The sequence below is a fragment of the Cohnella boryungensis genome (assembly GCF_042651945.1).
GTDB lineage: Bacteria > Bacillota > Bacilli > Paenibacillales > Paenibacillaceae > Cohnella > Cohnella boryungensis.
Genome location: NZ_JBHSED010000058.1, coordinates 54,834 through 77,373 on the forward strand (window position 1 = coordinate 54,834; position 22,540 = coordinate 77,373).

Annotated in this window: 17 protein-coding genes; all 17 read left to right on the forward strand. The window is 56.6% G+C overall.

Annotated elements, in window-relative coordinates; translation table 11 throughout:
• Nucleotides 1-777 precede the first annotated feature (777 nt).
• On the forward strand, nt 778-1,698 hold the full coding sequence (locus tag ACFO1S_RS21980; RefSeq protein WP_204601800.1) for a hypothetical protein: 921 nt from the start codon (nt 778-780) through the stop codon (nt 1,696-1,698).
• Nucleotides 1,699-1,817: 119 nt separating this feature from the next.
• Nucleotides 1,818-3,107 (forward strand): trigger factor, encoded by a 1,290-nt coding sequence (tig, locus tag ACFO1S_RS21985; RefSeq protein WP_204601799.1) that lies wholly within the window; start codon nt 1,818-1,820, stop codon nt 3,105-3,107.
• Nucleotides 3,108-3,289: 182 nt separating this feature from the next.
• Nucleotides 3,290-3,892: an ATP-dependent Clp endopeptidase proteolytic subunit ClpP gene (gene clpP / locus ACFO1S_RS21990; RefSeq protein WP_204601798.1), complete on the forward strand. Its 603-nt coding sequence runs from the start codon at nt 3,290-3,292 to the stop codon at nt 3,890-3,892.
• 53 nt (nt 3,893-3,945) lie between these two features.
• Nucleotides 3,946-5,202: an ATP-dependent protease ATP-binding subunit ClpX gene (clpX, locus tag ACFO1S_RS21995; protein WP_204601797.1), complete on the forward strand. Its 1,257-nt coding sequence runs from the start codon at nt 3,946-3,948 to the stop codon at nt 5,200-5,202.
• 120 nt (nt 5,203-5,322) lie between these two features.
• Nucleotides 5,323-6,423, forward strand: coding sequence for a flavodoxin-dependent (E)-4-hydroxy-3-methylbut-2-enyl-diphosphate synthase (gene ispG, locus ACFO1S_RS22000; RefSeq protein WP_204601796.1), 1,101 nt, complete (start codon nt 5,323-5,325; stop codon nt 6,421-6,423).
• A 1-nt stretch (nt 6,424) separates the two neighbouring features.
• On the forward strand, nt 6,425-6,925 hold the full coding sequence (locus ACFO1S_RS22005) for a PCYCGC motif-containing (lipo)protein (RefSeq protein ID WP_378127686.1): 501 nt from the start codon (nt 6,425-6,427) through the stop codon (nt 6,923-6,925).
• A gap of 38 nt (nt 6,926-6,963) precedes the next feature.
• The gene (locus ACFO1S_RS22010) at nt 6,964-10,233 is read left to right on the forward strand and encodes a DEAD/DEAH box helicase (RefSeq protein ID WP_378127587.1); all 3,270 of its coding nucleotides are present in this window, start codon (nt 6,964-6,966) and stop codon (nt 10,231-10,233) included.
• Nucleotides 10,234-10,391: 158 nt separating this feature from the next.
• Complete coding sequence (gene lonB, locus ACFO1S_RS22015) at nt 10,392-12,155, forward strand: ATP-dependent protease LonB (protein ID WP_204601795.1); 1,764 nt, start codon at nt 10,392-10,394, stop codon at nt 12,153-12,155.
• A gap of 117 nt (nt 12,156-12,272) precedes the next feature.
• Complete coding sequence (gene lon, locus ACFO1S_RS22020) at nt 12,273-14,720, forward strand: endopeptidase La (protein WP_204601794.1); 2,448 nt, start codon at nt 12,273-12,275, stop codon at nt 14,718-14,720.
• 31 nt (nt 14,721-14,751) lie between these two features.
• Nucleotides 14,752-15,396 carry a ribosome biogenesis GTP-binding protein YihA/YsxC gene (yihA, locus tag ACFO1S_RS22025; RefSeq protein ID WP_204601793.1) on the forward strand — a complete coding sequence of 215 codons (645 nt, stop codon included), beginning with the start codon at nt 14,752-14,754 and terminating at the stop codon, nt 15,394-15,396.
• Nucleotides 15,397-15,547: 151 nt separating this feature from the next.
• Complete coding sequence (locus ACFO1S_RS22030) at nt 15,548-16,138, forward strand: non-ribosomal peptide synthetase module (RefSeq protein WP_204601792.1); 591 nt, start codon at nt 15,548-15,550, stop codon at nt 16,136-16,138.
• A gap of 340 nt (nt 16,139-16,478) precedes the next feature.
• A complete protein-coding gene (speD, locus tag ACFO1S_RS22035; RefSeq protein WP_204601791.1) occupies nt 16,479-16,880 on the forward strand; it encodes an adenosylmethionine decarboxylase in 402 nt (133 codons plus the stop codon).
• Between the two features lie 216 nt (nt 16,881-17,096).
• The gene (gene hemA / locus ACFO1S_RS22040) at nt 17,097-18,479 is read left to right on the forward strand and encodes a glutamyl-tRNA reductase (RefSeq protein WP_204601790.1); all 1,383 of its coding nucleotides are present in this window, start codon (nt 17,097-17,099) and stop codon (nt 18,477-18,479) included.
• 38 nt (nt 18,480-18,517) lie between these two features.
• The gene (gene ccsA / locus ACFO1S_RS22045) at nt 18,518-19,339 is read left to right on the forward strand and encodes a cytochrome c biogenesis protein CcsA (RefSeq protein ID WP_204601789.1); all 822 of its coding nucleotides are present in this window, start codon (nt 18,518-18,520) and stop codon (nt 19,337-19,339) included.
• A 42-nt stretch (nt 19,340-19,381) separates the two neighbouring features.
• Nucleotides 19,382-20,038 carry a precorrin-2 dehydrogenase/sirohydrochlorin ferrochelatase family protein gene (locus ACFO1S_RS22050; RefSeq protein WP_204601788.1) on the forward strand — a complete coding sequence of 219 codons (657 nt, stop codon included), beginning with the start codon at nt 19,382-19,384 and terminating at the stop codon, nt 20,036-20,038.
• A gap of 7 nt (nt 20,039-20,045) precedes the next feature.
• Nucleotides 20,046-20,984, forward strand: a complete 939-nt coding sequence (gene hemC, locus ACFO1S_RS22055) for a hydroxymethylbilane synthase (protein ID WP_204601787.1) — start codon at nt 20,046-20,048, stop codon at nt 20,982-20,984.
• Nucleotides 20,985-20,990: 6 nt separating this feature from the next.
• The gene (gene cobA / locus ACFO1S_RS22060; RefSeq protein WP_204601786.1) at nt 20,991-22,526 is read left to right on the forward strand and encodes a uroporphyrinogen-III C-methyltransferase; all 1,536 of its coding nucleotides are present in this window, start codon (nt 20,991-20,993) and stop codon (nt 22,524-22,526) included.
• Nucleotides 22,527-22,540: the final 14 nt, after the last annotated feature.

Here is a 22,540-nt window from a genome sequence, read left to right on the forward strand (position 1 = left end):
TGCCCAGTACCCTGCGTACAGCGAATTAGTTTTGCTTTTGGAAACTACGGCGCTCCGAGTACCCTGAGTACAGCGAATTAGTTTTGTTTTTGGAAACTAGAGCGCTCTCGGTACCCTACGTACATCGAATTAGTTTTACTTAAGGAAACTACGGCGCTCCCAGTACCCTGCGTACAGCGAATTAGTTTTACTTTAGGAAACTACGGCGCTCCGAGTACCCTGCGTACAGCGAATTAGTTTTGCTTTTGGAAACTACGGCGCTCCCAGTACCCTACGTACAGCGAATTAGTTTTGCTTTTGGAAACTAGAGCACTCCCATTACCCTGCGTACAATGAATTAGTTTTACTTTAGGAAACTACGGCGCTCCGAGTACCCTGCGTACAGCGAATTAGTTTTGCTTTTGGAAACTACGGCGCTCCCAGTACCCTGCGTACAGCGAATTAGTTTTACTTTAGGAAACTACGGCGCTCCGAGTACCCTACGTACAGCGAATTAGTTTTGCTTTTGGAAACTAGAGCGCTCCCAGTACCCTGCGTACAGCGAATTAGTTTTACTTTAGGAAACTACGGCGCTCTCTCAGTACCCTGCTGTACTCCGCACAGACTTAAGCTTGGCTCTTGATATGTCGCGAAGCTCGCCGCTTTCGGGGTTTTTCTTTTTGCGTTTCTTTCATGCTATAATGCCAATGTATGCCGTAATGCGGCGGAGCGCCGACACGGCCGTAAAGCCGAAAGCCGGCAATCCATCCGGTTTATATATTGAAGGGGGACGACCCCATGACGGACCAAACGAAGGACAATCTGGTGCTCTTTCCGAAGACGCTGGATTATTACCAAATACAGCTGACCAAGATGCTTGAAACCGAACGTTACGGCAACGCCAAAGCGCTGCTGTCGTTTCTTTTGCAGTGCCGGGGGGAGGCCGAGCGCCATCACACCGAGTGGCAGGCGCTGCTGGGATGGCTTGAAGCCGCGTTTCCGTCGGCCGTAGGCAATCTCGATTACGACGCGTTCGAGGCGCAGGAAGAAGAATGGGATGAGGAGGAATTGCTCAAGCGGCAAGTGTCGGAGCGTTACGAGGCCGACGCGAACTATATCCCGGAGCTGCTGGCTTCATTGTATAACGGAGAGGATCCCGGGCAGCAGATGCTGATTCTCGGTCAACTGCAGCATATCTCGCATCCAGATATTGATAGGTCGCTGAGACAATGGCTGGCTCGGGAGGAGTATATTCCCCCTCTTCAGTTCCGCGCCTTGCAGGCTTTGCGGAAGCAAGGAGCGTCCGGTCCCGTCTCCTTCTGGAGAGACGGGGAAAGCCTGACCGCGGAGGCGTCGGACACGCCGCTCAGCTTTGCCGAATTTCCTCAGGGCATCCACCAAGTGCTGGACAGGGTGCGCCAGGCGGCAGAGGTGTCGGATCCGACGCTGGCCTACTTCGCCGAAGAGACCTGGAAGGATTGCGCGGAGCTAGCCTACGGGACCGAGATTTTCAAGAGCATGGCGGATGACGATGACGGCTCTTCCGACGTCTGGGCGGCGGCGCTTCATCAGCTGCTGCTGGAGAAGCTGCATGCCAAGCAGGGAGACGAAGCGGTCAGGGACCAATACGGAATTACCGGAGAATTCCGGTTCCGCTACGAACGGGCCCTTCGCTGGCTAAGGAATTACGCGATCGAGCCCGGACCAGGAAATTCCTGATTCCGGCTTTCTTATCGAAGTTGTGCCTTGAATGAAGCGCGATGTTGTTCTATAATGGAATGGTTTATGTGAATTGCCGTGCAGGTGACGGCAAGATGTGACGGAGGGGAAAGCATAAAATGACAGCAAAATGGGAAAAGATAGAGAAGAACCTTGGCGTTCTTGAAGTTGAAGTGGACGCGGAGCAAGTCGTTATCGCGTTGGACAAGGCGTTCCGTAAAGTCGTTCAGAAGGTAAACGTACCGGGATTCCGCAAGGGCAAAGTGCCTCGCACGATTTTCGAAGCTCGCTTCGGAATTGAAAGCTTGTATCAGGACGCGATCGACATTCTGCTTCCTGAAGCGTACACGAAAGCAGTAGAAGAAACCGGAATCGATCCGATCGACCGCCCGGACGTGGATGTAGAGCAATTCGGCAAAGGCAAGTCGTTCAAGTTCAAAGCTAAGGTGACGGTAAGACCGGAAGTGAAGCTTGGCGAATACAAAGGCTTGGAAGTTCCGGTTGAAAGCGCCGAAGTGACCGACGAAGAAATCAATGGCGAGCTGGAGCGTCTGCAGCAGCGTCATGCGGAGCTGGTCGTTGTCGATGAAGGGACAGCTCAAATGGGCGACTTCACTTCCATCGATTTCGAAGGCTTCCTGGACGGCGTTCCGTTCGAGGGCGGCAAAGGCGAGCGCTATTCGCTCGAGCTGGGCTCCAATTCCTTCATACCGGGCTTTGAAGACCAGGTTGTCGGTCTGAACATTGCCGAAGAGAAGGACATCAACGTGACCTTCCCTGAAAATTACCAAGCGGAGAATCTGGCTGGCAAAGCCGTTGTGTTCAAAGTGAAGCTGCACGAGATCAAGCGGAAGAACCTGCCTGCGCTTGACGATGAGTTCGCCAAGGATGTCAGCGAGTTCGACACGCTTGACGAGTACAAGGCGGATCTGAAGACGAAGCTTGGCGAGCGCAAGGAAAAGGATGCGCAAACGGCGCGCGAGACGGCGATCGTCGACAAAGCGGCCGAAGCGGCAGAACTGGAAATTCCGCAAGTCATGGTGGACAACGAGATTGGCCACATGCTGAAGGATTTCGAGAACCGTCTCCGTCAGCAAGGCATGAACCTGGACCTGTACTACCAGTTCAGCGGTCAGGACGAAGCCGCTCTGAAGGCGCAAATGCAGGGCGACGCAGAGAAGCGCGTCCGTAGCAACCTTGTGCTTGAAGAAATCGCCAAAGCCGAGAATCTTGAAGTGTCCAACGAAGAGATCGGCGAAGAGCTCGAAAGCTTGGCGAAGGTATACAACCGCTCGGCCGAAGAGCTTCGCGGAATTTTTGAATCGAACGGCTATCTGGAAAACCTGAGCGCCGACCTGAAGGTTCGCAAAGCCGTGAAGTTCCTCGTAGACAACAGCAAATCCGCTTAACCTTAGCAACCGAACGAAGGCACGTGCATCCCGCGTGCCTTATTTTTCACCCCGAATACATAATGTAACTTGGTTGGCCAACGACGATCGCCCGAATACGACTCGTCAACATGACATTCCGTTTTGAACGTGTTAAACTATTACCGAGATTCGAACGTCTAATGAGAAAAGGGGTTGGTAACATGCTAGTGCCAATGGTCGTCGAGCAAACGAATCGCGGAGAGCGGTCGTACGATATTTATTCCAGGCTCTTGAAGGACCGCATTATTTTTCTCGGGAGCGCGATTGATGACGATGTCGCCAATCTCATTATCGCTCAGTTGCTTTTCTTGGCTGCGGAAGATCCCGAGAAGGATATCCATCTGTACATTAACTCCCCCGGCGGTTCGGTCACTGCCGGAATGGGAATCTTCGATACGATGCAATTCATTAAGCCCGACGTCTCCACGATTTGCGTCGGTATGGCCGCCAGCATGGGCTCTCTGCTGCTAACGGCGGGTGCGCCCGGCAAGCGGTTTGCCCTTCCGAACAGCGAGATTATGATTCACCAGCCTCTTGGCGGGGTAAGAGGTCAGGCGTCCGACATTAAGATTCATGCCGACTGGATCGTTAAGACGAAGCAAAAGCTGAATCAGATTTATGTCGAGCGCACGGGCCAGCCTTACGAGAAAATCGAACGAGATACCGACCGCGACAATTTCATGAGCGCGGAGCAAGCCGTGGAGTACGGCTTGGTCGACCGGGTGATCGCCCAGCCGGTCAGCACCGACAATCCGCAAGCATAAACGAGGCAGCCTCGTCATATGGACGAAGAAGCGGTTGACTAAGGAGGGTTTACATGTTTAAATTCAGCGACGAGAAGGGCCAGTTGAAATGTTCTTTCTGCGGCAAATCGCAGGATCAAGTCCGCAAGCTGGTAGCCGGTCCAGGCGTATATATATGCGACGAGTGCATCGAGCTTTGCACCGAGATCGTGGAGGAGGAGCTCGGACACGAGGAAGAGCTCGACCTGAAGGATATTCCGAAGCCGCGCGACATTCGCAACATTCTGGATCAATACGTCATTGGCCAGGAGCAAGCGAAAAAATCGTTGTCGGTTGCCGTATATAACCACTATAAGCGCATCAACTCCCAGGCCAAGATCGAGGACGTCGAGCTTCAGAAGAGCAATATTATGCTCGTCGGCCCGACCGGGTCCGGTAAAACGCTGCTGGCGCAAACCATGGCCAAAATTTTGAACGTGCCGTTCGCAATTGCGGACGCTACGTCTTTGACGGAAGCCGGATATGTCGGCGAGGACGTCGAAAACATTTTGCTTAAGCTGATCCAAGCGGCCGATTACGATGTGGAGAAAGCGGAGCGGGGCATTATCTATATCGACGAAATCGATAAAGTCGCCCGCAAATCCGAGAACCCGTCGATTACGCGCGATGTGTCCGGCGAGGGCGTGCAGCAGGCGCTGTTGAAAATTCTTGAAGGCACGGTAGCCTCCGTTCCTCCGCAAGGCGGACGCAAGCACCCGCATCAGGAGTTTATTCAGATCGATACGACGAACATCTTGTTCATCTGCGGCGGCGCGTTCGACGGGCTGGAGCAGATTATCAAGCGGCGCATCGGCAAAAAGGTCATCGGATTCAGCTCCGTTCTGGAAGGCCAGAAGGATATGAAGCCGGGAGAGTATTTGTCCTTGGCACAGCCGGAGGATCTGCTCAAATTCGGCCTTATTCCGGAATTCGTCGGGCGTCTGCCCGTCATCTCCACGCTGGAGCCGCTTGACGAGCCCGCTCTGGTTCGGATTCTGTCCGAGCCGAAGAACGCGCTTGTGAAGCAGTACCAGAAGCTGCTGGAGATGGATAACGTCAAGCTCGAATTCGAAAGCGGCGCATTGGAGGAGATCGCTCGCGAAGCGATCAAACGCAATACGGGCGCTCGCGGACTTCGCGCGATTATCGAGAGCGTCATGCTGGACGTCATGTACGATGTGCCGTCCCGCGACGATGTTGTGAATTGCCTGGTAACCGCCAAGGTGATCAAAGACAAGATGGCGCCCGAGCTGACGACCAAGAAGGGCAAGAAAAAAGAAGAAAGCGCGTAACGGGAGCAGGACGAAAGCCGCCAAGAGGCCCTTTCGGCCGCTGCGGAGTTCGCCTAGATTGCCGGTTCCACCCCGCTATGACGCGGGGTGGACTTTGGCGTATACAGGGGAGAAAACACAATGTTCAAGCGTACGGATACCGTCGCGGTTCGGGTAGGGAACCTGACGATCGGCGGCAACAACCAGGTCATACTGCAAAGCATGTGTACGACGAAGACAGCGGACGTCGAGGCGACCGTGGCGGAGATCAAACGGCTTGAGGAGGCCGGCTGCCAGATCGTTCGCGTTACCGTTAACAATAAAGAAGCGGCCGAAGCGATTAAAGAAATCAAGAAGCAGATCAGCATTCCGCTCGTCGCGGATATTCATTTCGATTATCGCTTAGCTTTGCTCGCGATCGAGAACGGCATCGATAAGGTTCGGATCAATCCGGGCAATATCGGGCGTCGCGAGAAGGTCGAGGCCGTGGTCAAAGCCTGCAAGGAACGCGGCATTCCGATTCGGATCGGCGTCAACGCGGGATCGCTGGAAAACCATTTGCTGGAGAAATACGGCTATCCGACGGCCGAAGCGATGGTCGAGAGCGCCCTGTTCCATATCGGCATTCTGGAAGACCTGGATTTCCACGACATTATCGTTTCTCTTAAAGCTTCCGACGTTCCGATGGCCATTGAAGCGTATACGAAGGCGGCTGAAGTTATCCGTTATCCGCTGCACCTCGGCATTACCGAAGCAGGCACGTTGTTCTCCGGCACGATCAAGAGCTCGGCGGGACTTGGCGTGCTGCTGAATCACGGCATCGGCAATACGATGCGGATTTCCCTCAGCGCGGATCCGGTAGAAGAAATTAAAGTCGCGCGCGAGCTGCTTAAAGTGTTCGGCCTGATTACGGACGCGCCTACGTTGATCTCCTGTCCGACCTGCGGGCGTCTGGATATCGATCTGTTCGCCGTAGCCAACGAAGTCGAGGAATACTTGTCCAAGCTGAAGGTGCCGATTAAAGTCTCCGTCCTCGGCTGCGCCGTGAACGGCCCCGGAGAAGCGCGCGAAGCCGACATCGGAATTGCCGGAGCGCGGGGCGAAGGCATGCTGTTCCGTTACGGCGAGATGATTCGCAAGGTGCCGGAAGCGGAGCTCGTGAACGAGCTCAAAAAGGAAATCGATCAAATCGCCGCAGCTTACGCCGAGTCGGGGGTTATACCGGGGCGCAGGCATGGTTAAGCTGAAGAAGCTGGCGTTGCTCGCCTTGGGGTTCGGGATGCTTGCCTTATCGGCGTGCGGCAAAGCGGCCGAATCCCCGCATGCCGAATCTTCGCATGCCGGACATTCCTCCCATGCGTCCAATGGCGATCTTAGGGAGATTACGGCTTCGGCGGATCAGCTCCCGGCGTTCCTGGACGGCCAAACCGATTCCGTGCGGCTCGCTTACCAAGCGGCAGGGGCTCTGGGAGATACGCTGCAATGGATTCCATGCTATTGCGGCTGCGGGTCAAGCGCCGGTCACAGGAGCAATCTGAATTGTTTTGTGAACGAGACACGCGCGGACGGCTCCGTAGAGTGGGACGATCACGGGACTCGGTGCGGAGTCTGCGTGCAGATTGTCCTGCAGACGGCCCAACTGAAGCAACAGGGAAAATCGGACCTGGAAATTCGCAAGTATATCGACAGCCATTATCAATCCGGGTTCGCTGATCCTACGGACACTCCGCTGCCTGCGGCTTGATGGAATGAACGCGGATCGCAGCGACGGTCCAAAAGGACGTGAATACATTAATCGCCTTGAATAAGCAATCGATACGGGAATTGTGCGGAGAAGCGACCTTCCTGCGCGGGGAGGCTTATTACCGTTCGGGTCAGGTGCTGTCCGTCAAAAACGAAGCGGACGGAGCCAGCTATCGCGCTGCGGTCAAAGGCTCGAACCGCTCCCGTTACGAGGTGGAAGTGGCGTTCGACAGAGACGGCGAGGTCGGAGCGTCATGCGGCTGCACCGCTTACGCGCCTCTGTCCTACTGTAAGCATATCGTAGCCGTCCTGCTCAAGCTGACGGAGGCAATTGAAGACGGCACTCCTGACGAAGAGGAACCCGCATCGGAGAAAGACATGCATCTGACGAATCAGGTGATGTTCCTGTTCGATCGGTCGCTCAGTCGGCGCGCGGAGTCGGGCTTGCAGGCGACGGACGACGAGCTGGAGGAAATGCAGACGCTGGAAACCGAGTTCTGCGTCAAGCTGGTCAAAAGCTTTACCGGAAGAACGATGATCGCCGTCTCGATGAGAATCGGACACTCCCGGTTATATGTCGTGCAGAAAATAAAAGACTTCTTGAAGCACGTCCAAGACGGCACGCCGATGGCGTTCGCCAAGCACTTCTCTTACGATCCTTCCGAGCATGCGTTCAAGGAGCATGACGCGAGGTTTATCGCCTTGCTGGCGGAGGCCATGAGCGTAGAGGATATCTACAAGGATCTGTTCCATTCGCTCTCCTCCTATTCCTACAGGGAGGAAAAGCTCCTTGCCGTGCCTCCTGCCGCCTGGGAGCGAATGCTGCCGCTGCTGGAGCACGTCAACGTCATCTTCGAGGACAAAAGCGGTCTGCACCGGCTGGAGCTGATGGAGGGCGAGCTTCCGATCTCGGCGCGGCTGGACAGAGCCGGAGGCGAGGGGTATCAGCTCGCGATCGAAGGTTTGAAGAATACGGTCATTCTCGATGATTACGGCGTGGCCGTCGTCAACGGACTTCTATTCCGCGCCGACGGGGAGCAATTGAAACGGATCGGGGAGCTCAAAAGGCTGTTCCATCACGAGCAGCAGACTCGCCTGCGCATATCGGCGGATCAGATCGAGCCCTTCATCGATCGCGTTGTAAGAGGGCTGAAGCAGGCGATCGCCGTGGAAATATCTCCGCATATCGCCGACCGTATCGTGAATCCTCCGTTAAGCGCGCGTCTGTATCTGGATATGGAAGAGGAGCGGCTGCTCGCGAGATTGGAATATGTCTACGACGAGATCGTGATTTCTCCGCTGCCGCAGAAGGCGACCAAGAACGCCAGGGAAGACGTCCTGCTAATGAGGGATCTGGATCGGGAGAACCGGATTATGGGGCTGATTGAACGAGCCTCCTTCAAGTTTAACGGCAAGGATGTGTATCTGGACCAGGAAGAGGACGTGTACGATTTCCTCTATGTGATTCTTCCCCAGCTTCAAGACGTGGACGTCTTCGCCACGGAATCGGTGCAATCGATCATGAAGGCGGCGGAATACGAGCCCCGCGCGCGGCTTGACGTCGATGCGGGCACGAATTGGCTTGAGGTTTCCTTCGATATGGAAGGCATGGATGACGGAGATATCCGCAGCCTGCTTCGTAGCTTGGTGGAGAAGAAGAAGTATTACCGGCTGCCCGGAGGCCAGTTCCTCTCCCTGGAGCAGGAGAGCTTCCGCGAGATTACCCGACTGTTCGAGGAGCTTGATCTCCGCAAGCCGGAGATGGACGGCAACCGCCTTCGCATGCCGGCCGTTCGGGGCTTTCAGCTGATGGACCAGTTCGGAGGCTCCTCTCGGGGGGTTCAGGTCGGCAAATCGCTGCGACGGCTATGGGACAATCTTCGCCATCCCGACAATCTCGATTTTGAGCTGCCGGGCGGACTCGAATCGGTGCTGCGGGATTATCAGAAGTTCGGCTTTCATTGGCTGAAGACGTTATCCCACTACCGTCTCGGCGGTATTCTGGCCGACGATATGGGTCTGGGCAAAACGGTGCAAAGCATCGCCTACATGCTGTCCGAAGCCCGGGAAGCTGCCGAAGAGGAGCGCGGGCCGTCTCCCGTGCTGATCGTCTGTCCGGCTTCCCTGCTCTATAACTGGGAGCGCGAGATCGGGAAATTCGCTCCTGAGCTGAGGACGGTCGTAGCCGCAGGCGATCCGCAGGAAAGAAGCAGTCTAATGGCGGACGATCCGATGTCTGCGGATGTCTGGATTACATCTTATCCGCTTCTGCGCAGAGACATTGAATGGTACGAGAAGCGCGTGTTTCGCGCCATGTTCCTGGATGAAGCCCAGGCGATCAAAAATCACGCTTCACTTACCGCTCATGCGGTGAGACGGATTCAAGCCGGTCAGCGATTCGCGCTGACGGGCACGCCGATCGAAAACTCGCTGGATGAGCTGTGGTCGATCTTCGAGGCGATCTTCCCCGGATTGTTCGGGGGCAAGAAATCATTCTCCGAGCTGCCGAAGGAGAAGGTGGCGCGCATCGTTCGTCCGTTTATTTTGCGCAGGCTCAAAAGCGACGTGCTGAAGGAGCTGCCGGACAAAATCGAAAGCGTCCAGCCGTCGGAGCTCTCGAATGAACAGAAACGGCTGTACCTTGCCTATCTGGAGAAGCTGCAGGCGGACGTGGCGCAGGAATTGGCCGCAGAGGGCGGCTTCCGCAGAAACCGGATGAAGATTCTGGCCGGTCTGACCCGGTTGAGGCAGCTATGCTGCCATCCGGCGCTGTTCCTCGAAGGCTACGAGGGGAGCTCGGGCAAGCTGGAGCAGCTTCTGGAGCTGGTCGAGGAATGCCGCGCCAGCGGCAAGCGAATGCTTGTTTTCTCCCAGTTCACGGAGATGCTCGGCCTCATTCGGCGGGAATTGGAAGGCCGGGACATTCCGTATTACTATCTGGACGGCTCTACGCCTTCCGCCCGGCGGCTGGAAATGTGCGACGCGTTTAACGGCGGCGATCGGGAAGTGTTCCTGATCTCGTTAAAGGCGGGCGGGACCGGCCTCAATCTGACCGGAGCCGATACCGTAGTGCTCTTCGATCTGTGGTGGAATCCGGCGGTCGAGCAGCAGGCGGCGGATCGCGCGCATCGCATCGGACAGAAGAAAGTCGTGCAGGTATTTAAGCTGGTTGCGCAAGGAACGATCGAGGAGAAAATTCTGGAGCTGCAGCAGCGCAAAAAAGACCTGATCGAAGAGATCGTCCAGCCTGGAGAGTCGTCCTTGACGACGCTTACGGAAGAGGATATTCGCGAGCTTCTGAACATTTAGTCCGCTTCGTCAGCTCGTCAACTGAAAAGGTTTGTTTCCGGGTGACTATATCTTCCGGCATTCGGGCAATACTACCAAGTATAGCCCCGGGTGCCGGATTTTTTTGCCTTTGTCCGGCTTAACCCGCGGGGCGGTGCGATCGGGGAGGATGATTCGTAATGACCTTGAGTATGATCTTAATGTTGATTCAAGTGTTTTTTGCCGTCGTGATCGGCGTTTACTTTTGGAATCTGCTGCGCAACCAGAAAAGCAACCGAAGCGCGGTAGACCGGGAATCCCGCAAGGAGATGGACAAGCTGCGGAAGCTGCGCTCCATTTCCTTGACGAAGCCGCTGTCGGAAAGAACGCGTCCGGCATCCGTCTCCGACATTGTCGGGCAGAAGGAAGGGCTGAGAGCGTTAAAAGCCGCTTTATGCAGCAGCAATCCCCAGCATGTCATCGTCTACGGGCCTCCCGGCGTCGGCAAGACGGCGGCGGCGCGCGTCATTCTGGAGGAAGCGAAGAAGAACAAGCAGTCGCCGTTCCGGCTGGACGCCAAGTTCACGGAGATCGACGCGACGACTGCGCGGTTCGACGAGCGGGGCATTGCCGATCCCCTGATCGGATCGGTGCATGATCCGATCTATCAAGGCGCAGGGGCGATGGGCGTGGCGGGCATTCCCCAGCCCAAGCCGGGGGCGGTCACCAAAGCCCATGGCGGCATCCTGTTCATCGACGAGATCGGAGAGCTTCACCCCATCCAGCTGAACAAGCTGCTGAAGGTGCTGGAGGATCGCAAGGTCTATTTGGAAAGCGCGTATTATCATGCGGAAGATACGAATATTCCGATGTATATCCACGACATTTTTCAGAACGGCCTGCCGGCCGACTTCCGTCTCGTCGGAGCGACGACCCGATCGCCCGGCGAGCTTCCTCCCGCTTTGCGCAGCCGTTGCATGGAGGTTTATTTTCGGCCGCTGCTGCCGGAGGAAATCTCCGAGATCGCCGAGAACGCGATCCACAAGATCGGCTTCGCTCCCCGTCCGGAAGCGCTGGCCGTCGTCAAGCGCTATGCGACGAACGGGCGGGAGGCGGTCAACATTATTCAGCTGGCCGCAGGGCTCGCGCTGTCGGAGAATCGCCAGGAGCTGACCGGGGCGGACGTGGAGTGGGTCGTCAACAGCAGCCAGCTGCCGCCGCGTCCCGATCGCAAGGTGCCTGCCAAGCCGCAGGTGGGGCTCGTCAATGGCTTGGCCGTGTACGGTCCGAGCATGGGCGCGCTTCTGGAGATCGAGGTTACGGCGACTCCCGCGCTGAGGGGAAAAGGACAGTTCAACGTTACCGGCGTAGTCGAGGAAGAAGAGCTGGGGGGCGGACAACGGACATTGCGCCGCAAGAGCATGGCCAAAGGCTCCCTGGACAACGTATTGACCGTTCTGCGCCGGCACGGCTTCCATACGGAAAATTACGATGTCCATGTTAACTTCCCGGGCGGCACGCCGGTAGACGGTCCTTCCGCAGGCGTGGCGATGGCGGTGGCGATCGCCTCGGCGATGACCAAGCAGCCGGTGGACAACAAGATTGCCATGACCGGAGAGATCAGCATCCACGGCGGAGTCAAGCCGGTCGGCGGCGTTGTAGCGAAGGTAGAGGCCGCGTTCCAAGCCGGAGCGGATACGGTCCTTATTCCGAAGGAAAACTGGCAAGCGGTCTTCGAGGGTCTGGAGGGCGTCAAAGTCATCGGCGTCGACCGGATGGAGGAGGTGTTCCGTCACGTGTTCGGGGAAGCGACCGTCTGGACGGAGGAGCCGGCGCTGCCCGGAGAACTTCCGGTTGCGGCAGAGGCTTTCGCGATTGCTCCGGCGGGCTCTGTTCTGCATGCTGGCAACCTTGCTCCGGAGGTCCAGAACTCCGAAGGAACGACTCGCCGCATCGAAGGCTGACTCCCGCAATCCCATGATAGCCGCCCGGTCGGGCGGCTATTTTTGCGGCGAGCGAATACATTTGATACAATAACTGGAGTGTTTTAAATCGTTCCACAACTGCGAGGTGCGTCAATTATGGGTTCGAGCAAACCGAAAAGCCGTTCCATACCCCTGCTGCCCTTAAGAGGGCTACTCGTGTATCCGAGCATGGTGCTGCATCTGGATGTCGGACGGGAGAAATCCGTCAAGGCGCTGGAGCAGTGCATGATCGACGATCATATGATTCTTCTGTGCTCCCAATCGGAGGTCAACATCGAAGAACCGACCCAAGAGGATATTTATCAGGTCGGCACGATTGCCAAGGTTCGCCAGATGCTGAAGCTTCCGAACGGAACCATCCGCGTTCTGGTCGAGGGAGTCAGCCGGGCGGAGATCGAGCAATACTTGCCGAACGAAGAATTTTACGAGGTGCTCGCCCACGAGCTGCGCGAGACCCAGACGAACGATTCCGAGCTGGATGCGCTCATGCGAGCGGCGCTGAGCCAATTCGAGCATTATATCAACCTGTCCAAGAAGGTAACGCCGGAGACGCTCGCCGCCGTATCGGATATCGATCAGCCAGGGCGTCTGGCGGACGTCATTACAAGCCATCTCTCCTTGAAGATTAAAGACAAGCAAGAGATATTGGAAACGATCGAGGTGCGTCCCCGTCTGGAGAAGCTGCTGGATTTCCTCAGCAACGAACGGGAAGTGCTGGAGCTGGAACGCAAGATCAGCCAGCGCGTCAAGAAGCAGATGGAGAAGACGCAGAAGGAATATTACCTTCGCGAGCAGATGAAAGCGATCCAGAAGGAGCTGGGCGACAAGGAAGGGCGCGCGGGGGAGATCGAAGATCTCCGGACGCAGCTGTCCGAAGCCGAGCTGCCGGAGAAAATCGCGGCCAAGGTCGAGAAGGAGATCGACCGTCTGGAGAAGATGCCCGCATCCTCCGCCGAAGGCGCGGTCATCCGCACTTATGTCGAATGGCTGCTTGCGCTTCCGTGGTCCAAGATGACGGAGGACGATCTTGACATCGCGAACGCGGAGAAGATTCTGGACGAGGAGCATTACGGTCTGGATAAGCCGAAGGAACGCGTGCTGGAATATTTGGCCGTTCAGAAGCTGGTCAAGAAATTGAAGGGACCGATTCTTTGTCTCGTCGGTCCTCCCGGCGTCGGCAAGACGTCGCTCGCCAAATCCATCGCCAAGTCTCTCGGCCGCGAATTCGTCCGGATTTCCTTGGGCGGCGTGCGGGACGAGGCGGAAATTCGCGGTCATCGCAGAACCTACGTAGGCGCAATGCCTGGACGTATTCTGCAAGGAATGCGCAATGCGGGTACGGCGAACCCCGTCTTCCTGCTCGACGAGATCGACAAGATGGCGATGGATTTCCGGGGAGATCCGTCCTCCGCGCTCCTGGAGGTGCTGGACCCCGAGCAGAATACAACGTTCAGCGATCATTACATCGAGATGCCGTTCGACCTCTCCAACGTTATGTTCGTCACGACGGCCAATGTGGTGCACAATATTCCTCGGCCGCTTCTGGACAGAATGGAGCTGCTGCAGGTTCCCGGCTACACGGAGCTGGAGAAGCAGCAGATCGCGGAGCGCCATCTGCTGCCGAAGCAGAAGCGCGATCACGGGCTGGAGGAGAATCAGCTCGTCGTGGAGAGCGACGCCTTGATGCAGCTTATTCGCCGCTACACGCGGGAATCCGGCGTCCGCAACATGGAGCAGCAATTGGCTTCGATCTGCCGCAAAACGGCGAAGAAAATCGTGGCCGACCCGGCGGCAGCTCCAATCGTGGTCGATACCGAGACGCTCAAGGAGCTGCTCGGACCTCCGAAATTCAGATACGGAATGGCGGAGCAAGAGGATCAGATCGGCGCCGTTACCGGACTTGCCTGGACGGAGATGGGAGGAGACACGCTCGTCATCGAGGTTACCCTCATGTCCGGCACCGGCAAGCTGACGCTGACCGGTCAATTGGGCGACGTGATGAAGGAATCGGCCCAGGCGGCTTTCAGCTATACGAGAAGCCGCGCCAAGGAGCTGGGCATCGATCCCCAGTTCCATGAGAAGAACGATATCCACATTCACATTCCAGAAGGGGCTATTCCGAAGGATGGGCCTTCCGCAGGCATTACGCTGGCGACGGCGCTGATCTCCGCGCTCACGGGTCGCAAGGTATCCCGCGAAGTGGCGATGACGGGAGAGATCACGCTGCGCGGACGGGTGCTGCCGATCGGCGGTCTGAAGGAGAAGTCCCTCGCCGCACATCGCGCGGGCATCAAGAAGGTGCTTCTACCTAAGGACAACGAGCGTGATCTGAGAGACATTCCCGACAGCGTCCGCAGCGCGATGACCTTCGTTCCCGTCTCCCACATCGACGAGGTGCTGCAGCACGCCTTGGCCGCTCAGACGAATGCCTCGGGAGAGGCTGGCGCAGCCGGTCAGCAGACTGAAGCCCTGGAGTCCGAAGCCGGAATTCAGCCTCCCGTGGATGACAAGCCCGGAGACATTCCGCCGCTCGGCGCTCATTGAAGCAGGATCAGGATAGGAGACCTCTGTCACCATGAAAATCAAGCAAACCGAATTCGTAATCAGCGCGGTAGGCCCGAGTCAATATCCGGAGGACGGATTGCCGGAGGTGGCGCTGGCCGGCCGCTCCAACGTAGGCAAGTCCTCGTTGATCAACAAGATGCTGCTGCGCAAAAACCTGGCCCGCACAAGCCAGCAGCCCGGGAAAACGCAAACGCTGAACTACTACCGGATCAACGAAGAGCTGTTCTTCGTTGATTTTCCCGGTTACGGGTATGCCCGGGTATCCAAATCGGAGCGTGAAGCCTGGGGCAAGATGATCGAACGATACCTGAGAGGGCGGGAGCCCTTGAAGCTGGTGCTCCAGCTTGTGGATGTCCGGCACCCGCCGTCGGCTGACGATATCCGAATGTACGAATGGCTGGCGCATTACGGCATTCCGATGATCGTAGTGGCGACCAAGGCGGACAAGGTATCGCGATCGCAATGGCCGAAGCATATGAAGATCATTCGCCAAAGCCTGGGCATGCCCGGGCATGTTCCGCTCGTCCTGTTCTCCTCCGAGACGGGGCAGGGAAGGGACGATTTATGGAGCATGATCGAGCAAGCGGCCGGAATCGGGGCTAATTCCCCCCTGGAATCCCCTAACTTCGCGCAGGAAACCGAGGATAACGTGTAAAAGATCGCCAGGATCGCGGGAGGAATCGATTTTTACCCGATTTTTCCGTGAAAATCGCGTTCGGGCTGGAGGAAAAGGCTTGCGATTTCGCGTATAATGAAGAGAGCATCGCGCAATACAATCGCAAGACAATGGGAATTGAGGAGATTTTATGGCTCAACGCGTAGCCACGGAGTATGTCAATGCAAGCTTGTCACTGACGGAAGCCGAAATGCCGACATTGATTTCGATTTGCGAGCTTCAGCAGCTCAGGCTGCAAGTGTTCGTCCTGGATAACGGAAACCAGGAAGTCGTACTGGAAGACGATGTGGGCAAAGAATCGATTCGCCTGACCTTTGAGCGCGCCAATGGCGGTTTTCACTGCGCACTCACCTGTCGCGTCGTACACCCGAGACTGACTAACGCTTTGCGCAAGCTCGTCGCCTCCTTCAAAGGAGACGCGGTCGTCAATCGGATTTATCAAGGCTTCACGATGATTTATCATTATATTCAAGGTCAAGTCGCCTGTATTGTGGAAAGCAAAGGCGCAACGCTTCGGACGGTTTTCGAGCATCGCGACACGGCTGGAGGATTGGAGTCTTTGTTCCAGCTTTCGTCCGTCGAGGAAGAAATCTCGCGCGTGCGCGGTTCGGTTAACGAGCTGCTCGATCTGCGCAACCAGACGAAGGAACCCGGACTTATTAAAGAGATCGACGAAGGATTGAAATCCCATAGCCGCTTGTTATTCACGCTGGAAGCTTGATCGGCGTGTTGCGGAGCGTAGAGAAGGAGCCGCTTAGCGGGCTCCTTCTTTCATTGCTACGGGCAAAATCGAACGGCGCATGGAGCGCCCCTAAGAGGCATTCACCATGCGGGGGCCGCGGCCATATGCTGTTCCCAGATGAATTCGCCGCTGCCAAAAAAAACTATTGCATTTACCCAGGATAGATGTTATTTTTAGTTTCGTTGACAACTCAATACAATAGGAACCAGGATTCACTCAAGGAATGCGGTGAGAGCAAATTCCCTCCAAGTGAATGACGTAGGTCCTAGCGGATGAAATCAGCTTCACAATTTTATTCCTAGGAAGGGGGAACCGAAAGATGGAATACTCTACTTTCGGACGGCACGTTGCGGTTGACACATGGGGAGGAAACGTTGATCTGCTGAACAGCGCGGAACTTCTCCAATCGCACATGGTTGAAGCAGCGGAGGCTTGCGGCGCAACCGTACTCTCGGTTCAAGCCAAACAATTCGAACCTCAAGGCGCAACTGTACTGGTCATGCTGTCGGAGAGTCACATCTCCATTCACACGTATCCTGAAAGAGGTTTTGCCGCGATTGATTGCTACACATGCGGCGAGACGGTGGACCCGCAAGCGGCGATTGATTATCTTGTCAGCGTTCTGAAGCCAGAGAAAACCTACGCGAAGAAATTAGTCCGCGGACTCGGCGAACTGCAGGTTGAAGAACCGGTCATCAAGCAGGTCGAGCTCGTTAAATAAGCACTCAGGCCGCGGGAATTTCCTGCGGCTTTTTTATTTTCGCAGAAGGCTCGGGAATACAATGTAAGCAAAACGCCGACAATAGGAAAAAAGCGCCTCGGCGGTTCTTCATAAAGTTTTCATATTTTGCGGCTTTGCGCCGACTTAACTGTGCTATAATAATCGTTGTCATGTAGGGTAGTCCTTACTCCAATGCAGAAAGCCAGGTGATTTGCCATGCATCTGATCGTCGTCGGATTGAATTATCGTACGGCTCCCGTAGAAATACGCGAGAGGTTTGCGTTATCCGATCGCGAGATGCCGCTTGCCCTGCAAGCACTTCGGCAAACGACGGGCATTCTTGAAGGGGTTATTGTCGCAACCTGCAATCGGACGGAAATCTATGCGGTTGTCGATAGGCTGCATCTGTGCGGGCATTATATTCGCTCGTTCATGGAGCAATGGTTCGGAATTCCTCGACAGCAATTCAACAGCCATCTATATATGTATGAAGACGATCGGGCCGTGGAGCATTTATTCCGTGTGTCCTGCGGCCTGGATTCGATGATTATAGGAGAGACGCAGATTCTCGGCCAAGTACGGGACGCTTTTCTGCTCTCTCAGGAGCATCAGGCTACCGGAACGATCTTTAACCGTTTATTCAAGCAGGCGATTACGCTGGCCAAGCGCGCGCATTCCGACACCTCGATCGGCGAGAACGCGGTTTCCGTGAGCTATGCGGCTGTGGAGCTGGGCAAACGCATTTTCGGACGGTTCGACGATAAGAAGGTAATGATCGTCGGCGCCGGCAAAATGAGCGAATTAACGGCGCAGCATCTCCATGCCAACGGAGCGAAGGAAGTATTCGTCGTGAATCGCACGCTGGAGAAGGCTGCGGAGCTGGCAAGCAAGTTCCAAGGGATCGCCATGACGCTGGAGCAGGCGCTGGAACGGCTGTCCGAGATGGACATTGTCATTAGCAGCACGGGAGCCGAGAGATTCGTCATTACCCGCCGGCACATTGAAGAAGCCATGCTGTCCCGCAAGAAAAAACCGCTGTTTCTGATCGATATAGCCGTGCCGCGGGATATCGAGCCGTCCAGCGGAGATATGCCGAACGTGTTCCTGTACGATATCGACGATCTTGAAGGCATCGTGGAGACGAACTTGGCCAAACGGCGCAAGGAAGCGGAGATCATCGAGGAGATGATTGAGCTTGAGCAAGAGGCCTATCGCCAGTGGTACGCTACGCTTGGCGTAAGTCCGCTTATCCGGGCGCTTCAGGAAAAGGCCGCATCTATTCACGACAGCACGCTGGAGAGCTTGACTCGCAAGCTTCCCGAGCTGGACGAGCGGCAGATGAAGGTCATTCGCAAGCTGACCAAAAGCATTGTGAACCAGATCATTCACGATCCGATCTTGCGCATTAAAGAGCTGTCGGCGGAAAAGCGCAGCGACGAGGCGATGAAGCTGTTCGTTCAGCTATTCGAGCTGGAGGATGAAGTCGCGCAGCTCAAAGCGGAAGAGAAGACGATGGTGAAATCGCGCAAAGAAAGCAGCGCCTCGCCCGTTCAGGATGTGGAGCGGCTGCTGACGCAGCTGGCCGGAGCCCTGCAATAACAGTAAAAGCAAGACGGAGACTGGAGGCGCTGCCCCCCATGATCACGCAGGATTGGTTAACCGACGCCGTACTCTATATCTATGCCCTGAGCCTGTTATTCTTCGTATCCGATGCCGCTTCCGGCAACCGGAGCGCCAAGAAGGTAGGAACAGGGCTGCTTGTTTTTGTATGGGTTTTACAGGGGGCGTTCCTGATCTCCTTTCTATTCGAGAGGTTTTCCATCCCGCAGCTTACGATGAAGGATTATTTGTTTTTCGTATCGTGGATGCTCGTCTCGGTCTCCTTTATCCTTCTTCGCCTGATGCGCGCCGAACTGCTTGTCCTTCTCGTCAATGCGGTCGGGTTTGCCGTTTTTGCGCTCAATCTTATTCAAAGGCCCAGGCACAATGTCGCGCTGGAGCCGTGGGAGGTCGCCCGGAGGCTGCTGATCGTGCACGTTAGCCTCATTACGCTCGCCTTCGCTCTGCTGACGGTTGCGGCCATCTTGGGGATGATGTACATTTTTCTGCATCGCAAGCTTAAGGCCAAGAAATGGACGCACGTAATGAGCAGGATGCCGAGTCTGGAATCGATCGATCTGTATGCGTTCCGTACAGGCGTGATCGGAGTCGCGCTGCTGCTGCTGTCGCTGTCGACGGGAACGGTGGCGCTGGTCATGGACGAGGGAATCGCCAATCTGCTGGATCCGAAGGTGCTGCTCTCCTTCGCCGCAGGAGTATTCTACGTCATTTATTTAATAAGAAGAATGCGCTCCAAGGATGACGGCACAAAGCTGGCGCTTTGGAATTTGCTCGGCTATGCGCTGCTTGTCATCGGGTTTTTCGTCGGGTCCGTCTCTTCCTTTCATCAGCTTGTCTAATAGATGAATCCGATAGACCACTCTGAGAGGAGCGTTCGAGGAATGTCCGCATGGTATCCTTTGCTGCTTAAGCTTGAGGGCCGCAAATGCGTCGTATTCGGAGGCGGGCCTGTCGCGCAGCGCAAAGCGGAAGGCTTGCTGCAAGCGAAGGCCGATGTCCGCCTTGTAAGTCCGGGCGCGACCGGTCAACTGATGGAATGGTTCGAGCGGGGACTTCTGCGCTGGACGGCTCGAGAGGCGGTAGAAGAGGATCTCGACGGGGCTGTTCTTGTCTTCGCCGCGACGGATCGAGGCGAGGTTAATCGGAAGCTGGCCGAATGGGCTGCAAGACGAGGCATTCCCGCCAACGTCGCCGATGACGGAGAGAACGGGGATTTTATAGTCCCGGCGGTATTGCGTCAAGGGGGTCTCGTGCTAACGGCAAGCGCTTCGGGAGCCGGACCGGCCTTGGCGGCGCGGATCATCGGCGAGCTTGCCGAAAGGTACGGGCAGGACTACAATGAGAACGTTGAGGCTTTAAGAACCATTCGCCGAATCGTTAAAGCGAAAATCGCCGATCAGGCCGAACGTCGCGAGCTGCTGCGCGCAGCCGTCTCGGACGAAGCGTTGACCGAGTGGCGGTCGGCTTCCTGGCTGCACGAGGAGCAGGACAGACTTATATTGCGATTACGGCAACTTGCAGACGAACGGAAGGGATAGATGACTTATGCGGAATATTATTGTGGGATCGAGGCAGAGCGCGCTTGCGCTGACGCAAACGAACCAGACGATCGAGCTTCTTCGCGAGCTGTGCGTCAGAGACGGATTGTCCTATACGTTCGAGGTCAAGCCGATCGTAACGAGGGGGGACCGGATTCTCGACGTTACGTTATCCAAGGTTGGCGGCAAGGGCTTGTTCGTGAAGGAGATCGAGGATGCGATGCTTAACGGGGACATCGACCTGGCGATTCATAGCATGAAGGACATGCCCTTCGAGCTGCCGGAAGGTCTTGTGATCGGCGCGGTTCCGGAGCGCGAGGACCCGAGGGACTGCATCATAAGCAGGGAAGGCAAGCGGTTGTCAGAGCTGCCGCAGGGCGCGAGAATCGGAACGAGCAGTCTTCGCCGTTCGGCGCAGCTGCAGGCCTATCGGCCTGATCTGCGCATCGAATCGATTCGGGGCAACATCGATACGCGATTAAGGAAGCTGACGGAGGAAGGGCTTGACGCCATACTTCTGGCGGCTGCCGGGTTGCATCGCATGGGCTGGAAGGATCGGATCACGGAATATTTGTCGCCGGATATTTGCTTGCCGGCGGTCGGTCAGGGTGCTTTGGCGATCGAGTGTCGGAGCGCGGACGCGGAGGTGCTCGGTCTGCTCGGCCGTCTGAACGATGAGGCCACCGCTCGCACCGTAGCTGCGGAACGCCGTCTGCTCGGACTGCTGAACGGAGGCTGCCAGGTGCCGATCGGCGCTTACGCCGTCCTGACAAGCGAGAACTCCGGCGGAGGGCTTCATTTGACCGGCCTGGTCGCTTCGCCTGACGGAAGCCGTCTGCTCCGCGAATCTGCGTCCGGCGACGAGCCGGAGCCGGTCGGAGCGGCAGCGGCAGACGCGCTGCTACGCCGCGGAGCGGACAAGCTGTTGGCGGAAGCGAGGGAATAGATTGCCATGAGCAAAGGAACAGTGTACTTGGTCGGCGCAGGTCCGGGCGATCCGAAGCTGATTACGGTGAGAGGGTTGGAGGCGCTGAAGCGCTCCGACGTTGTCGTCTACGATCGACTGGCCGGACCGCATCTGCTTCAGCACGCGAAGCCGAATGCCGAACGGATCTACGTCGGCAAGCTGCCGGATCGGCATACGATGAAGCAAGAGGATATCAATCAGCTGCTGGTGGATCTGGCGCTGCAGGGCAAGACGGTTACCCGCTTGAAGGGCGGAGATCCAACCGTGTTCGGGCGAGTCGGAGAAGAAGCCGAGCTGCTGAGAAAAAACGGCATTACTTATGAGATTATTCCCGGCATTACTTCCGCGATTGCGGTTCCGGCGTATGCGGGAATTCCGGTTACTCATCGAGAGCTGGCCTCATCCTTTTCCGTAATTACCGGACATGAAAGTCCGGACAAGCTGGATCATTCGATCTATTGGGATAAAGTCACGAACGCGACGGGGACGCTCGTATTCCTGATGGGCGTGGCCAAAATCGGGTATATTAGCGAACAGCTTATGAAGCACGGAAGGCCCTCTTCCACTCCTGTGGCGCTCGTTCAATGGGGCACGAGGGCCGAGCAAAGGACCGTGACGGGAACGCTGGGCGATATTGAAGCGAAGGTGAAAGCCGCGAACCTGCAACCTCCTGCGGTCATAATCGTCGGAGATGTAGTGCTGCAGCGGGACAAGCTGGCGTGGGTCGAGAAGAAGCCGTTGTTCGGCCAACGCATCCTCGTGACACGCGCCCGCTCCCAAGCAAGCGAGCTGGTTGCCCGAATCGACGATTTGGGGGGCGAGGCTTACGAGTTCCCGGTCATCGAGACAAAACTTCCGGAGTCCGAGGGAGCCGAAGACCAGATCAAGCAGGCGCTCTCCGGCGCGGAGGATTATGATTGGGTCATGCTGACGAGCGTAAACGGCGTCGACTATTTCTTCCGATGGCTGGATCGCTTCGGAGTCGACGTTCGCCGGTTTCATCGGGCGAAATTCGCGGCGGTCGGTCCCAAGACGGCGGAGGCGCTTGCTTCCCGCGGAATCCGTGCCGACCTGCTGCCGGAGCGCTTCCGCGCGGAGGGGCTGCTGGACAGCCTTGAGGAGCATCTTCTGCCCGGCCAGACCGCCTTGCTGCCCCGGGGGGACCTGGCGAGGGAAATCTTGCCGAAGGAGCTGCAAGCCAAAGGCGTTCGCACGGTCGAGATTGACGTTTACGATACGATATTATCCGTACCCGACGATGTATGGCTGCCGGAGATGCTGGCCCGAGGCGAAATCCATGTGGTCACGTTCACCAGCTCGTCAACGGTGCTCAACCTGCTTGAGGCGCTGCGCCGTTTGGGCGTGAAGAACCCTCAGGAAGCGCTGGCGAATTGCGAGATTGCCTGCATCGGTCCGGTCACGGCCAAGACAGCCGAAGAAAACGGTCTTAAAGGGACGATTTTTCCCGAGCATTATACGATTGAGGGCCTCGTGGAGGCGCTGGTCGCGCGCAGGCGCTAACGGAAGGGAGAGTA

Coding starts and splice junctions, on each gene's coding strand:
- ACFO1S_RS21980 (WP_204601800.1), top strand. CDS start 778: ATGACGGACCAAACGAAGGACAATCTGGTGCTCTTTCCGAAGACGCTG.
- tig (WP_204601799.1), top strand. CDS start 1,818: ATGACAGCAAAATGGGAAAAGATAGAGAAGAACCTTGGCGTTCTTGAA.
- clpP (WP_204601798.1), top strand. CDS start 3,290: ATGCTAGTGCCAATGGTCGTCGAGCAAACGAATCGCGGAGAGCGGTCG.
- clpX (WP_204601797.1), top strand. CDS start 3,946: ATGTTTAAATTCAGCGACGAGAAGGGCCAGTTGAAATGTTCTTTCTGC.
- ispG (WP_204601796.1), top strand. CDS start 5,323: ATGTTCAAGCGTACGGATACCGTCGCGGTTCGGGTAGGGAACCTGACG.
- lonB (WP_204601795.1), top strand. CDS start 10,392: ATGACCTTGAGTATGATCTTAATGTTGATTCAAGTGTTTTTTGCCGTC.
- lon (WP_204601794.1), top strand. CDS start 12,273: ATGGGTTCGAGCAAACCGAAAAGCCGTTCCATACCCCTGCTGCCCTTA.
- yihA (WP_204601793.1), top strand. CDS start 14,752: ATGAAAATCAAGCAAACCGAATTCGTAATCAGCGCGGTAGGCCCGAGT.
- ACFO1S_RS22030 (WP_204601792.1), top strand. CDS start 15,548: ATGGCTCAACGCGTAGCCACGGAGTATGTCAATGCAAGCTTGTCACTG.
- speD (WP_204601791.1), top strand. CDS start 16,479: ATGGAATACTCTACTTTCGGACGGCACGTTGCGGTTGACACATGGGGA.
- hemA (WP_204601790.1), top strand. CDS start 17,097: ATGCATCTGATCGTCGTCGGATTGAATTATCGTACGGCTCCCGTAGAA.
- ccsA (WP_204601789.1), top strand. CDS start 18,518: ATGATCACGCAGGATTGGTTAACCGACGCCGTACTCTATATCTATGCC.
- ACFO1S_RS22050 (WP_204601788.1), top strand. CDS start 19,382: ATGTCCGCATGGTATCCTTTGCTGCTTAAGCTTGAGGGCCGCAAATGC.
- hemC (WP_204601787.1), top strand. CDS start 20,046: ATGCGGAATATTATTGTGGGATCGAGGCAGAGCGCGCTTGCGCTGACG.
- cobA (WP_204601786.1), top strand. CDS start 20,991: ATGAGCAAAGGAACAGTGTACTTGGTCGGCGCAGGTCCGGGCGATCCG.